The sequence below is a fragment of the Streptomyces sp. NPDC001927 genome, assembly GCF_053594455.1.
Map to the genome: position 1 here is coordinate 430121 of NZ_JBSFEN010000008.1, position 13436 is coordinate 443556.

Genomic DNA, 13436 nt, shown 5'->3' on the forward strand with positions numbered 1-13436 from the left:
AACGACATGACGGAGAACGACACCTCCACCGTGCGCGACTGGCTGCGCGGTATCGAGGTCTTCGCCCGGCAGTTGCCTGAATTCGTCACGGACCAGGCCCCGGCCGAGCCCGTAGAGCTGTTCCTCAGGTGGCTGGCCGACGCCGTCGATGCCGGGGTCCCCGACCCCCACGCCATGACACTGTCGACCGTGGACGAGGCCGGAGACCCCGACGCGCGCGTGCTGATCCTGAAGGACGTCGACCCCTCGGGGTTCCGATTCGCGGGCCACGCCTCCAGCCCCAAGAGCGTTCAGCTCACGGGCGCTCCGCGCGCCGCGCTCACCTTTTACTGGGCGGAGTTCGGCCGTCAGGTCCGCGTCCGGGGCCCGGTCCGGCCGGAACCCGCCGACCGTTCGGCCGCCGACTTCCTCGCCCGCTCGGCCACCGCCAGGGCCGAGGCGCTGCTCGGCCGGCAGAGCCGCTACCTGACCGACCCGGACGCCCGCGACCGGGCCCTGCGGGACAGCCTGGCCCGGATCGAGGCGGAGCCAGGGCTCGTCGACCCCGGTTGGACCCTGTACACGGTCCAGCCGGACATCGTCGAGTTCTGGCAGGCCGCGGCGACCCGCGTGCACGTCCGGCTGCGGTACGAGAAGGAAGGCACCGGCTGGCAGCGGCGACAGCTCTGGTCCTGACGTCCGGTTCACGCGCCCGCCGTGACCGGGAGCAGCAGGGGCGCCGGGCCACCGTCGGTCCAGTCGGGACCGAGGAGCGTGCAGGCAGCGACCGGGGCCGTCGTGGTGGGACCAGCTCCGGCGGAACATGACGGCATCGCGGTCGTCGGCCCGCGGAGCGAGGGCGTCGGGCCTGGCCGTCGTCAGTCCTGGCCGGGCGAAGAAGCCGGGGCCCGAGGCCGTAGGTGAGGGTGAGGCGGGCCGGATCGGTTCCGGCGAGCACCCCGGTCTCGGCGGCCCGCGATCCAGGGGGTTCGGTACGAGGGTCGGCCGCCTCGCCCCGGGTCAGCCGCTCGGCCGCCGCCGTCCAGCGCAGCGGCAGGGCCGCGGCCCTACCACGGTCCGTGGAGGCGCCGAGGTCGAACGCGGCCATGCGGACGTGTTCCTGGCGGGGTGTCAGGATCCCTGCCTGGTACGGGCCGTGGAAGGGCACGACCCGGGAGGCAGCGGCGGTGTCGCCGCCGTCCCGTAGGGACGCGGTGGCGGCGAGGGCCGCGACTCCGCCGGCGGCCGTGCCGAACAGGGCTCGGCGGGAGACCTGCCCGCGCGTGGCGTTGGTCTCGGGCGGTTCCGCCTCAGCCCCCGACACGGGAAGATCCGGCACCGCCGTCGACGAGGGTGTCCACGCTGCCGACCCAGAGCTGGTTCAGCTCGGACACGTACCGTCCACCGCGCGTGTCCTGCGGGACGACCAGTCCCGGGCCCGCCGCGTCGTCGATGGGCTTGCCGTCCTCCGAAACGGCCAGCAGGATCCGGGACTTGGCGAAGCCGGGGTCGAGTTCGGCCCAGCCGAAGACCGCCCGGTAGTCACCGCCGCGGGTCGCCGCGACCACACCGCGGAGCTGCCCGTTCTTCTTCGACTCGTCGAAGCGCGGCTGCGCGTCCTTGAGCACGTCATGCAGCAGGACGCCCTGATACGTGTGCTTCTGGGGCCCTTGGCGGTGGCGTACTCCACCCGCACGGATATCTGCGGCCGGGAGCGCAGGTTGGCGAGCGTCACCGTGTACGGCTTGTCCACCTCCCCGGCCACGCGCACCTCACCGTGCCATTTCGGCTGGCGCATACCCGCTCAAAGACGCTGATCGGGCGGGCATCTGCCAGCTTCCCGTAGCTGAGAACCGCATCAGCGAGACCCCATCACATCATTGCCTCGCAAATGTACCCCAGATAAGGGCTTTAACCTCTTGGATGATCCGCTGTACCCACGCCCCCAGGGCGTGCTGTTTTCTGTGGCCGAATCCAATCGCCCCCTCGGGGCGAGCCCTGCTTGACTGGCGCATGCCGGTCCGGCGCGGAGAAGTGGCTCGCCGCAACGGGGCAGCCGGCCAGGAGGGCCCTGCGCGTCGTTCCGCGATGTCGGCGTGCAGGGGCCCGCCGCACACTGGCACATGCGTACCGCGGCAGCTGTGGCGCGCATGCGGCTGGACCCGGGAAGTCGAGCCCTCGACGCAACCGGCACCCCCTGCCCGGCCGCGCCGAACGCGCCGCCCGCCACGGCCGCCCCCTCGACCCCGACGACCTCCTCGCCGAGAACAACCTCCGCCGCGCCCTGGAGACGACCGGCCGGCACGTGGACGAGTATGGGGACGCCGCCCACCACTTCCTGGCGCGCGCCGTACGGCGGGGCTGACGGCTCCTACGGACGCGCGGCCCTGTCGACTCACCCAAATCAACGAACCACACCTGCACGCTGAACTAGGTGATCAACCAAGCATTCATGAGCTGATTGCAGGATGGAGACTGCATATGCAGGATGGAGAGCGCGGCGCCGTCGCAGCGGAAGCGACCGATCGGGTCATCAACGCGGGCCGGCCTTCGGTCCGCTCCCGCTGTTCCTGCTCACAAGGCGAGGTAAGGCAGATGACGACTCGTTCCCACGACGGTAGCGCCGGCGACGTCGACTACGGCGTGATCGGTTCCGGATACTCCGGCTACCGCCGACCGGACGGACGCATCGCCCGCCTCATCGCCAGGGCCTTGGGAGAAGCGCGGACCGTCCTCAACGTCGGTGCGGGGGCGGGGTCGTACGAGAACGTCGCCGGCATCGTGACCGCCGTCGAGCCGTCCGCCTCGATGCGCGCTCAGCGGCCGACCCGGCTTCCGCGTGCGGTCGACGCCGTCGCCGAGGATCTCCCGTTCGAGGACGGTGAGTTCGACTCCGCGATGACGCTGTTCAGCGTGCACCAGTGGAGCGACGTGACCACCGGGCTGCGGGAGATGCGGCGCGTGACCGTCGGTCCCGTCGTGGCGCTGACCTGCGACCCCGCACTCGTACGGGACTTCTGGCTGTACGAGTACGCGCCCCAGGTCCTCGACACGGAAGCGCGCCGCTACCCTCGCGTCGCCGAGATCGCCGCCGCCCTCGGCGGGACGGTCACCGTCGAGTCCGTGCCGATCCCGTTCGATTGCACCGACGGCTTCAATGAGGCGTACTACGGCCGCCCCGAGATGCTCCTCGACCCCGCCGCCCGCCAGGCGTGCTCCGCCTGGAGCTTCGTCGACGACGACGCCCGCGAACACTTCGACATCAACCTGCGCCGCGACCTGGAGTCCGGGTCCTGGGACGAGCGCTTCGGCCATCTGCGCACGCAGCCGACGTACGAGGGCTCGCTCGTCATCGTCCGCGCGACTCCCTGACCGCGCCGCGGATCCCGACAGCTCCGCGGTCACGCGGCCGTCGGCGATCTCGCCGTGCCGGCCGTCGGGCGGCGACCGGACACCGCCGCCGCTGCCGTTCGTCGATCGTCGATCGGCCCGGTCGCGCGGGCAAGAACGGCAGCGGCGGTGGCTCGCGGTCTGGCGTCGGTCAGTCGGTCCTGCGGCGGTACTGGGCGGGGGACGTCGCGGTGCGCTTGTCCTCGTACGCGCCGACGCGGCCGCGGTCGACGTGGAACTTCGTCAGCGTCGAGATGCGGGCGTTCGGGTCGCGGCGGTCGGAGACCACCCGCATCTCCGTCGTCCAGCGGCGCGTGGTGACCTCGTGGACGTCGTATCCGTAGCGGTCACCCTCGAAGTACTGCAGATGCGGGTTGAGACTTCCGAGCTCCGGGCCGCGTGCCGCGTTCCACTCGGGGCCGTAGGAGTCCGAGCACACCGAGTGGGCGGTGAACTCGGTGCCGATCACAGGTGAGTCGGGGTTCTCGAAGTCCGGGCGGATGTCGTCGACGAAGGCCGAGTGCCAGTCGCCGGTCACGACCACGAAGTCCTCCGTGCCGAGCCGGTGCAGCTGCGAGAGCACCTCGGTGCGCTCGGCCCGGTAGCCGTCCCACTGCATGTCGTAGTAGTGGTCGCCGCCGGGCTTGTCGAGCTTGGAGAGCATGATCGAGTTGGCCCAGCAGTGCCAGCCGCGGGCTCCGCGCGCCTGGTCGAGGAGCCAGTCGCGCTGGGTGGCTCCGAGGATGGTGCTGTCCGGGCGGTCGGCACGGTTCCGGTACTGCCGCAGGTCGAGGATCGTCAGGTCCAGGACCCCGCCCCAGTTCCGGCGGCGGTAGATCTGCTGGTGCGGTACGGGGTCGCTGCCCACCATGCGGTGGGGCATGTGTTCGTACCACGCCTGGTACGCGGCGTCCCGGCGGGCCAGGAACGCGGCGTCGTCGCGGCCGTCGTAGTAGCCCTGCACCTCGTGGTTGTCCCAGGTGAGGTACCAGGGGTGGGCGGCGTGGGCCGCGCGGAGGTCCGGGTCGCCCTTGTAGAGGGCGTGGCGGCGCCGGTAGGAGACGAGGTCGAACACCGCGGGACCCTCGTGGTCGCGCACGGTGCCGGTGTAGTTGCCGTTCTCGTAGATGTAGTCGCCGAGGTGCACGACGAAGTCGACGTCCTCGCGGGCGATGCCCCGCAGCGCCGAGAAGTAACCGTGCGCGAAGTGCTGGCAGTTGGCGGTGGCGAACCGGACCCTGTCGACGTGCCGGGCCGGCGCGGTCCTGGTGCGGCCGACCCGGCTGGTCCTGCCGAGCGCGCTGAACGCGTAGTAGTACCGGCGGCCCGGCTCGAGACCGTACACGTCGACGTGGACGCTGTGGCCCTGCGCCGCGGCGGCGGCGACGGTTCCCCCGGCGACCTTCCGCCGCAGCTCCCGGTCGGTCGCGACGACCCACCGCACCGGCACGGCGTCCGGCAGCCGCTGCTCGTCCGCCAGCGGTTCAGGGGCGAGCCGGGTCCACAGCGAGACCGAGTGCTGCAGCGGATCGCCGGACGCGACCCCCAGCGTGAAGGGCGCCGGGTCGTACGACGCTCCCAGCGCCTGAGCGGCCTCCAGGGCTTGAGCGGGGGAGAGCTTCGCGCTCAGCGGCCAGACCGTGCCCAGGGCGCCGGCCACGGCGGCGGATCTGAGCAGGTCACGACGGTTCAGGGGCATGAAGGTGGCCTCCGGCTCTCGGTTGACGAAAAGTTGTCCAGCCAACTTGAGCAGCCGCGGGTGAACACGGCGGAAAGCGCCTTCTACGAGAGTCGGGCGCGCTGCGGTCCGCGACCTCTTGGGGTGTCACCACCGCACGGAAAGTTCTACCGTCGGTGTGGAAGGCAAACGACGGCGTGGAGGGCTCGGCGCATGCGGATCACGGTACTGACGGTGGCGGACTGCCCCAACGCGCGGCCCGCGCTGGAGCGGGTCAACGCGGTACTCGATGGACGGCGGGCTCAGGTGGAGTTGGTCGAGGTAGTCGATGAGGCCGATGCGGCCCGTTGGGGCATGTACGGGTCGCCGACGATCCTGATCGACGGCACCGACCCGTTCGCGCCGCCCGGGGCCGTCCCGAGCCTGTCGTGCCGCCTGTACAGGAACGCCGACGGCGCCGTGTCGGGCGTACCGGACGAGTCCGCCCTCCGTCGGGCCCTCGCCGGGGCGACCCCACAGGTCCGCGACGCGGGAGCTTCGGAGTGCTGCACCCCGCAGCCGCCGGACGCGCTGGACGTGGTCGGCCGCGGCGGCCGCGGGCGACGCGCGCCGGCCGAGAACGGCCTGCGTGCGGTGCACCAGGAGATCCTGCGCCACTTCACCGTCACCGGGGTCGCCCCCGAAGCGCAGGTGCTTCAGCCGGTGGCGGCCGCTGCCGGGCGGAACGCCACCGAGGTCCTTGCCGAGCTGGCCGACGAGGACTTCCTCACCCTGGACCGGTCCGGCGACATCCGCGCCGCCTACCCGTTCTCCGCAGTCCCCACCCGCCACCGCGTCCGCCTCGAAAGCGGCGTGGAGGTCTGGTCGATGTGCGCCATCGACGCCCTGGGGATCCCGGCCATGCTCGGCCAGGACGCCGTGATCTCCTCCACCGACCCGGTCAGCGGCGCCCCCGTCACCGTCACCTCCACCACAGGCACCGTCCGGTGGGAACCGGCGACCGCGGTGGTGTTCGTCGGGCAGCGTCCGGGCGGAGGGCCCGCCGCCTCCGCCTGCTGTGACGCCCTGAACTTCTTCACCGACGCCACCACCGCCCGCGCCTGGACGAGCCGGCACCCGGACGTCCCGGGCCAGGTGGTGGACCTGCCGACCGCCGAGGGCATCGGCCGCCGGACGTTCGGCCCGCTGCTCGCCCCTTGAAGGCGGTGACCTGGTCAACGACCTCTATCAGGCCGGCAGTTGAGCTGCCACGATGACGTTTCCGTACAGGTCCTCGAAGTGGAGGGAGCGGCTGTCGACCTCCTTCCGTTCGTCCCACACCCGCACGCCGTGGGCGCGCAGGTGGTCGGCGGTCTGTTGGGCATCGGCCGTGTACAGGACGAGCAGGGGCTGGCCGCCGCACTGGCGGCCGATCAGGTCGCGCTCCTGGTCCGTGGTCGCGGGCATGAGCCAGAGGCCCGTCGGTGTCTGGCCGGGCAGGCCGATGTGCAGGTAGCGGTAGCCGTCGGTCGTCTCGTCGTGCAGGACCGCGAAGCCCAGGACGTCCCGGTAGAAGACCAGAGCGGCTTCGGGGTCCTCGACGAGCACCACCAGGCGGCCGACCGCGGAGAAGAGCCGGTTCCCATCAGGAGAGGGAGAGGGAGTGGGCAAGGGTGCCATGGGTGAACCTCCACATGAGTTCTGTCAGTCGACGCCCAGCAGGCGCCTCCGGTCGTCGGGGCGGGCGGCGAACTCCGCGCAGGGCGCCCGGTGGACGATGCGCCCCTTCTGCATGACGGCCACGTTCTCGGCGACCGAGAGGGCGAGGCCCAGGTTCTGCTCGACGAGGACGACCGTCATGCCTTGCGCGCTCACCTCGCGGACCACCTCACCCACTTGGGTGACGATCGCGGGCGCGAGGCCGTCGGACGGCTCGTCGAGGAGCAGCAGCCGCGGATTGCCCAGCAGGGCCCGGGCGATCGCGAGCATCTGCTGTTCTCCCCCGGAGAGTTGGTCACCGCGATGCCCGAGCCGCTCCCCCAGCCTCGGCAGCAGGTCGAGGATCCTGGCCCGGGTCCACGGCCCCCGCGCGTGGCGCCGCGCGGCGATCGCGAGGTGCTCCGCCACGGTCAGCGGCGCGAACACCCGGCGCCCCTGGGGCACGACGCCCACGCCGGCCCGGGCGATCACATCGACGCGGGCCCCGGCGAGTTCCCGGCCGTCGACGGTGACGCTGCCTCCGTACGGCCGGACGAAACCCATCACGGTCGACATGAGCGTGGTCTTCCCGACGCCGTTGCGCCCGAGTACGGCGAGGATCCCGCCCGGTTCGAGGTCGAGGTCGACGCCGTCGAGGACGACTCCCCCGGCGTAGCCGGAGCGCAGGTCGCGCACGCTGAAGAACGGTTTCACGAGGGGACCTCCACGGTGCCCAGATAGGCGCTCTGTACCTCGGCGGAGGCCCGTACCTCGTCCGGCGAGCCGGTCGTGAGGTGGCTGCCGAGGTGCATGACGGTCACGGTGTCGGCGAGTTCGAAGACCATGTCGAGGTCGTGCTCGATGAGGAGTACCGTCACCTCCCGGGGCAGGGCGGCGATCAGCTCCGTCAGCCGTTCCGTCTCCGCCGGGGACATGCCGGCGGCCGGTTCGTCCAGGAGCAGCAGCCGGGGTTCGGTGGCCAGCGCGACGGCGACTTCCAGCTGCCGCCGTTCACCGTGCGAGAGCTCGGCCGCCGCGAGGTCGTGCCGGGCGGGCAGGCCCACGCGTTCGAGCAGGGTGCGGGCCTGCGTGATCGCCGACGCGCGGGCACTCACCTTGCGCCATCCGCCGAGTCCCGTACCGGTCCGGCGCAACACGGCGAGCAGGACGTTCTCCAGCACCGTCTCCCGCATGAAGAGGCTGGAGTGCTGGAAGGTCGCGGCGGCGCCGAGCCCGACCCTGCGGTCGACGGGCAGCCGGGTCACGTCCTGCCCGTCGAGGAGGATGGATCCGGAGCTGGCGGGCAGGGTGCCGGAGATGAGGCCGAACAGGGTCGACTTGCCCGCGCCGTTGGGGCCGATGACGGCGTGTCGCGCGCCGGCCCGCACGGTGAGCGACACCTCGTCGACGGCCTTGAAGGACCCATAGTGCTTGGACAGTTGGCGTAGTTCCAGGAGATCGCGATCGGTCACGCCGTCCTCTTCCGGTTCCGGGTCGGCCTGTGCGGAAGCCGTACGCCGGCCAGTCCGCGGGGCAGGGTGTAGACGGCGATGACGAAGAGCAGCCCGAGCAGCAGCGGCCCGCGTCCGGCGACGGCTTCGAGGTTTCCGAGGTAGTCGCGGGTGAGCCAGATGAGGGCGGCCGCGGCGCAGGCGCCCCGTATGGAGCCCGAGCCGCCGATGACGACGGCCAGCAGGGCAAGGGCCGCGATCTCGAAGCCGGCGTCGCCCGGCGAGACGAAGCGCTGCACCGAGACCCACAGCGACCCGGCGGCCCCGGCGAGCGCCGCGGCGCCGCAGTAGACGGTCAGGGCGTACTGCCGCGTGGGGTAGCCGATCGCCTTCATGCGGGCCTCATTGTCGCGGATTCCGCGCAGGGCGAGGGCGAAGGGTGTCTTGCCCAGGTGGGTGACGGCCGCGAAGAGCAGCAGGAACACGGCCAGCACATAGAAGTAGACCAGCCCGTCGAGTTCCAGCGCGGGCATGCCGGGCAGCGGTACGACCGGTGGGATGCCCGACACCCCGTCGGTGCCGTTGGTGAGCGACTTCCAGTTGACGGCGGCGCTGTAGGCGATCTCGCCGATGGCGAGGGTCAGCATCAGGAAGACCACGCCGCGGGCCCGGACGGCGAGCCACCCGGTCGGCACGGCCACCAGCGCGGAGACCCCTGCGGCGATGAGGAGTTGGAGTGTCCCGATGTCGGTGAGTCTGGTGGCGACGATCGCCCCGGTGTAGGCGCCGACGCCGAAGTAGGCCGACTGGCCGAGGGTCGGCAATCCGGTCAGGCCGGTGAGGAGGTGCACGCTCATGGCGAGCAGGGCGAAGACCAGGATCCGCGACAGGGTGCCGATGGCGTACGAGCCGAGGAGGAAGGGGGCCAGCGCGAGCCCGAGCAGGACGGCGGGCACCGTCAGCCGCCGTACGACGGAACCGACCTTACCGACCGTACCGACATCCACAGCGCCGGCGGTGCGGGGAGTGCTCATGCGCGCACCGCCGACTGGACCAGGCCGTGCGGGCGGACCACGAGCACGAGCAGCATGGTGCCGAAGAGGAGGAACGGAGCGTACTCGGGGAGCAGGGCCACGCCGAGTGTCTGCACCTGGCCGATGAGCAGCGCCCCGGCGAGCGCCCCGCGTACGGATCCGAGGCCGCCGACGACCACGACGACGAGCGAGAGGACGAGGACGCTCTCGTCGACACCTGGCCCCGGACCCAGGATCGGTGCGCCGAGGACACCGCCGACCGCCGCCAGGGCGGCGCCGAACGCGAAGACTCCGTAGAGCACCTTGCGGATGTCGACGCCCTGGGCGCGGACCATGTCCCGGTCCGCGACGGTGGCCCGGACGAGTGCGCCGAGGGAGCTGCGTTCGAAGACGAGGTACACGACGAGCGCGAGGCAGGCGGCGACGGCGATGAACACCAGCCGGTACACGGGATAGGTGTGGCCGAGGAGGTCCACCGTCCCGCGCAGCGGCGCCGGCGGGTCTGTGGGCAGCACCTCGCCGCCGAAGGTCGCGGCGAGGAGGTCGGCGACGATGAAGGTGATGCCGAGTGTGAGCACCGCCTGGTCCAAGTGGCCACGCCGGGCCAGCGGTTGGGTGAGCAGCGTCAGGGCCGCTCCCCCCAGGGCGCCCGTCAGGGCGCCGACCGTCAGGGCGAGGAGCAGGCCCGTCACGCTGCCGTCGGACAGGGTGTAGGCGATGTAGGCCCCGGCGAGGTACAGGGTGCCGTGCGCCAGGTTGAGGACGTCCATCATGCCGAAGACCAGGGAGAGGCCGACCGCGATCGTGAAGAGCAGCAGTCCGAAGGCGACTCCGTCGACGACGCTGACGGCGTTGCCGTTCAGCCATCCGAGCATGTCAGCCGCCCAGCCGGCCGAGGTCGCCGACGACGGTGTTGGCCCCCTGCTTGACCTCGCGCAGGTACCAGGGCTGGATCGGCGTGCCGCCGCCGTTGAACCGCCAGGTGCCCCGTGGGCTGTCGATGTCCCCCACCGTGGCGATCGCGGCGTTGACCGATTCCGGGGTCACGGTGCCACCGGCGGCCTTGATCGCCTTGTCGAGCACCTGCGCCGCGTCCCATGACGCCATCGCGTACGTGGTCGGGGCCATGCCGTACGCCGACCGGTAGGCCGGCGCGAACTTCTTGTTGGCGGCGTTGTCCAGGTCCGCGCCGTAGTTGAGCGCGGTGAGGATGCCGGTGGCCGCGTCTCCCTGGCCCTTCAGGACGCCGCCCTCGGTGAGGAAGCCGGGCGCGTAGAGCGGGATCTTGCCGGCAAGGCCGAAGTCCCGGTACTGCTTCACGAAGTCGACGGCCGCACCGCCCGCGTAGAAGCAGAACACCGCCTTCGCTCCGGAGTTCTGGATCTGCGCGAGGTAGGGCTGGAAGTTCTTGGTGCCGGGGAACGGGGTGTAGACCTCCTTGCCCGCGATCTTGCCGCCGGCGGGGAGGAAGGTGGACTTGAAGCCCTCGATCTCGTCCTTGCCCGCCTGGTAGCCCGCGGCGACGAGGAAGACGGGACCGTCGACCTTCTCGGCGACGTGCTTGCCCAGCGCCTTGCCGGGCTCGTCGTTGACGTACGAGGTGCGCCAGATGTACTCGGTCCCGGAAAGGTTGGTTGGCGAGGCGTTCGAGCCGACGAGCGGGACCTTGCTGGTCTCGAAGAGGTCCTTGACCCCGTTGATGGTGGCCGAGCTCACCACTCCGCTGACCGCCAGCACCCGGTCCTGCTTGACCAGCTTCTCCGCCGCCGCCTTGCCCGAGTCGGCGGTCTCCCCCTCGTCCGCGACGACGATCTGCACCTCGCGGCCTCCGAGCCTGCCGCCGTGCTGTCGGACGTAGAGTTCGAAGCCCTGCTTCATGTCGTCGCCGAGCGCCTTGTAGATGCCGGACTGCGGCACGAGGAGCCCGATCTTCACCGGCCCGCTCTGTTGTTCGCCGTCGCCGCTCCCGAGGCTGGAACCACCACACGCCGTGGCCAGCAAGAGGCCCGTGGTGACGGTGATGAGTCCTACGGGGCGAAATCGACCTGCCATGGTGACTCCGTACGTTGTCAACCGGTCCTGGCGGACCGGATGTTGCTGATGCGGATGGTGTGGGGGACGCGGGCCGACGTGGTCCGTTACGGGGCGGCCGGGCCCGGTCGCGGATGCCCAACGCGTCGCCGACTCGCCGCTGACCGGCCGGGATCGAAGCCACCGCCGATGTCCTTGGCGCACCTGCGCGCCGACCGCCGACTCGTCGTCGGGCTCTCGTCCGCCTGGGGCAGTACCTGAGGTGGTACCTGAGGTGACACGTATCTATCGCGGGAATGCGACGTCCGTCAAGAGTTCTCGACATTACTGTCCGAAGTTGCGATTCTCCCTTGACCCCGGATTCGCATGTGCCCTAACAATGGCCACCGTCAAAATTGCTCGATATCGCTGAGGCGGCGAGCCCTCGATCCGTCAGGGAGTGAAGCACCATGACCGACGATCCATCACGGCGAAACATCCTCAAGAACAGCGGGGTGTTGGCCGGCGCCGCACTCATCTCCGGTGCGCCGGGCGGGCAGACGGCACAGGCGGCCGCCGCGCGAGCGAGCGCGGACTCGCCCGTCGTGGAGCTGCCCGCGGGCCGGCTTCGCGGAGTCACCGAAGGGGGCCTCGCCGTGTTCAAGGGGGTGCCCTACGCGGCGCCGCCGGTCGGCGCCCTCCGGTGGCGGCCGGCTCAGCCCCATCCCGGATGGCAGGGGACGCGCGACGCGACCGCCTTCGGCCCGAGCGCACCCCAGCCCTACCGGGAAGGGGGCGACCAGGTGCTCGGCACGCACGGATCTCCCCCGTTCGACGAGGACTGCCTCACGCTCAACGTCTGGACCCCCAAGGCCGATGGTGCCAAGCGGCCGGTGATGGTGTGGATCCACGGCGGCGGCTTCATCTCCGGATCCGGCTCGATGCCGAACTACTCCGGCGAGACCTTCGCCCGCAACGGCGATCTCGTCGTCGTGACCGTCAACTACCGCCTCGGCCCGCTGGGTTACCTCTACTTCGGGGAGGACGGCGCCGGCGGGAACTTCTGGCTCACCGACCAACTCGCCGCGCTGAACTGGGTACGGGCGAACATCGCCGCGTTCGGCGGCGACCCGGAGAACATCACCCTCGCCGGACAGTCCGGCGGCGCGCTCTCGGTCGCGGCGCTTGCCGGCGCCCAGACCAAGGGCCGCCCGCTGTTCCGGCGCGCGATCCTGCAGAGCCCGCCGCTCGGGCTGAAGATCCCCACCCGCGCCGAGTCCCTCCAGCGCACCGCCGCCTACCTGGAGATCCTCGGAGCCAAGAACGTGGCGGAGCTACGGGCCATGCCCTGGCCCCGCCTGATCGCCGCGACCTTCGAGATGTTCGGGCGCACCGCGCGGTGGGGGTACTGGTCGACCCCGTACCTGCCGGTGATCGACGGGGTCACCCTGGACCGCGACCCGGCCGAGCTGCTGCTCAGCGGTGCCGGGGCGGGCATCGAGGTCCTGATCGGCTGGACCAGGGAGGAGGCCAACTTCGCCTTCGCGCTGAGCGAGCCGTACGCCGCGTCGACCAAGGAGCAGGTGCTGGCAAGAGCCCGCGACACCTTCGGGAGCCGGGCGGAGCAGGCGTACACCGCGTACGAAGAGGCCCGGCCGGGTGCCCGCCCGGTGGACGTGCTCATGGACCTGATCAGCGACGACCTGTTCCGTATGCCGGCCGTGGCGCTGGCCGAACAGCGGGCGGCCCGCGGGCGTCCGGTGTGGGCGTACCAGTTCAACCTCCCCACGCCCGCGCACGGCGGTCAACTCGCGGCGGCGCACTGCCTGGAGCTGCCGTTCGTCTTCAACAACTTCGACAAGTGGTCGCAGGCGCCGTTCCTGGCGGGTCTTGCCCCCAGGGTCCGTGACGGTCTCGCCGAGACCATGCACGCGTCCTGGATCTCCTTCATCCGCACCGGCGACCCCAACCACGACCCCATGCCCCAGTGGGACCGTTACGACCGGGAGTCCCGCACCACGATGGCCCTCGACTCGGTCACCACCGCCGTCGACGACCTCGCGGGCTACTGGCGGCGCCTGCACCTCCGTAAGTGAGGAGCTGTCGGCTGCTTCAGGGTCGATCGCCCCGTCCGGGAGCGGCTGCCGCTCCCGGACGGGGTAGCGGCTCGCCTCCCCGTGAGACCCACCTAGCCCCCATCCCACCATCGGCCTAAGG

At 71.2% G+C, this 13436-nt stretch carries 13 protein-coding genes and 1 pseudogene; 5 read left to right on the top strand and 9 right to left on the bottom strand.

Annotation, left to right across the window (positions count from 1 at the left end; all coding sequences use genetic code 11):
• Positions 1-6: 6 nt before the first annotated feature.
• Positions 7-675, top strand: a complete 669-nt coding sequence (locus ACWCO8_RS23960) for a pyridoxine/pyridoxamine 5'-phosphate oxidase (RefSeq protein ID WP_451033948.1) — start codon at positions 7-9, stop codon at positions 673-675.
• 208 nt (positions 676-883) lie between these two features.
• On the opposite strand, the pseudogene ACWCO8_RS23965 reads toward ACWCO8_RS23960, so the two are convergent.
• Positions 884-1318 (bottom strand): annotated as a pseudogene (locus ACWCO8_RS23965) (Dyp-type peroxidase domain-containing protein); the annotation flags it as partial.
• Complete coding sequence (locus tag ACWCO8_RS23970; RefSeq protein WP_451033949.1) at positions 1290-1607, bottom strand: hypothetical protein; 318 nt, start codon at positions 1605-1607, stop codon at positions 1290-1292. The pseudogene ACWCO8_RS23965 and the gene ACWCO8_RS23970, both read right to left, overlap by 29 nt.
• 374 nt (positions 1608-1981) lie before the next feature.
• Here ACWCO8_RS23970 and ACWCO8_RS23975 point away from each other — a divergent pair, with 374 nt between their 5' ends.
• Together ACWCO8_RS23975 and ACWCO8_RS23980 are read left to right on the top strand one after the other, a co-directional pair.
• Positions 1982-2344: a hypothetical protein gene (locus ACWCO8_RS23975; RefSeq protein ID WP_451033950.1), complete on the top strand. Its 363-nt coding sequence runs from the start codon at positions 1982-1984 to the stop codon at positions 2342-2344.
• A gap of 230 nt (positions 2345-2574) precedes the next feature.
• Positions 2575-3351, top strand: coding sequence for a class I SAM-dependent methyltransferase (locus ACWCO8_RS23980; protein ID WP_451033951.1), 777 nt, complete (start codon positions 2575-2577; stop codon positions 3349-3351).
• A 169-nt stretch (positions 3352-3520) separates the two neighbouring features.
• Here the strand turns inward: ACWCO8_RS23980 and ACWCO8_RS23985 are convergent, their stop codons facing one another.
• Complete coding sequence (locus ACWCO8_RS23985) at positions 3521-5068, bottom strand: alkaline phosphatase D family protein (protein WP_451033952.1); 1548 nt, start codon at positions 5066-5068, stop codon at positions 3521-3523.
• A 192-nt stretch (positions 5069-5260) separates the two neighbouring features.
• Between ACWCO8_RS23985 and ACWCO8_RS23990 the strand changes: the two genes are divergently transcribed.
• Positions 5261-6247: an alkylmercury lyase family protein gene (locus tag ACWCO8_RS23990; protein WP_451033953.1), complete on the top strand. Its 987-nt coding sequence runs from the start codon at positions 5261-5263 to the stop codon at positions 6245-6247.
• A 27-nt stretch (positions 6248-6274) separates the two neighbouring features.
• On the opposite strand, the gene ACWCO8_RS23995 is transcribed toward ACWCO8_RS23990, so the two are convergent.
• Genes ACWCO8_RS23995 through ACWCO8_RS24020 form a run of 6 tightly spaced genes read right to left on the bottom strand, consistent with a single transcriptional unit; the run spans position 6275 to position 11261 of the window.
• A complete protein-coding gene (locus ACWCO8_RS23995; RefSeq protein WP_451033954.1) occupies positions 6275-6706 on the bottom strand; it encodes a VOC family protein in 432 nt (143 codons plus the stop codon).
• Positions 6707-6730: 24 nt separating this feature from the next.
• Positions 6731-7438, bottom strand: coding sequence for an ABC transporter ATP-binding protein (locus ACWCO8_RS24000; RefSeq protein WP_451033955.1), 708 nt, complete (start codon positions 7436-7438; stop codon positions 6731-6733).
• On the bottom strand, positions 7435-8196 hold the full coding sequence (locus ACWCO8_RS24005) for an ABC transporter ATP-binding protein (RefSeq protein ID WP_451033956.1): 762 nt from the start codon (positions 8194-8196) through the stop codon (positions 7435-7437). The genes ACWCO8_RS24000 and ACWCO8_RS24005 overlap by 4 nt, the downstream gene beginning before the upstream one ends.
• Positions 8193-9209 (bottom strand): branched-chain amino acid ABC transporter permease, encoded by a 1017-nt coding sequence (locus ACWCO8_RS24010; protein ID WP_451033957.1) that lies wholly within the window; start codon positions 9207-9209, stop codon positions 8193-8195. Before ACWCO8_RS24010 ends, ACWCO8_RS24005 begins: the two co-directional genes overlap by 4 nt.
• Positions 9206-10084 (bottom strand): branched-chain amino acid ABC transporter permease, encoded by an 879-nt coding sequence (locus ACWCO8_RS24015; RefSeq protein WP_451033958.1) that lies wholly within the window; start codon positions 10082-10084, stop codon positions 9206-9208. Before ACWCO8_RS24015 ends, ACWCO8_RS24010 begins: the two co-directional genes overlap by 4 nt.
• Position 10085: 1 nt before the next feature.
• Complete coding sequence (locus ACWCO8_RS24020) at positions 10086-11261, bottom strand: ABC transporter substrate-binding protein (RefSeq protein WP_451033959.1); 1176 nt, start codon at positions 11259-11261, stop codon at positions 10086-10088.
• A 428-nt stretch (positions 11262-11689) separates the two neighbouring features.
• Between ACWCO8_RS24020 and ACWCO8_RS24025 the strand changes: the two genes are divergently transcribed.
• A complete protein-coding gene (locus ACWCO8_RS24025; protein WP_451033960.1) occupies positions 11690-13315 on the top strand; it encodes a carboxylesterase/lipase family protein in 1626 nt (541 codons plus the stop codon).
• Positions 13316-13436 lie beyond the last annotated feature (121 nt).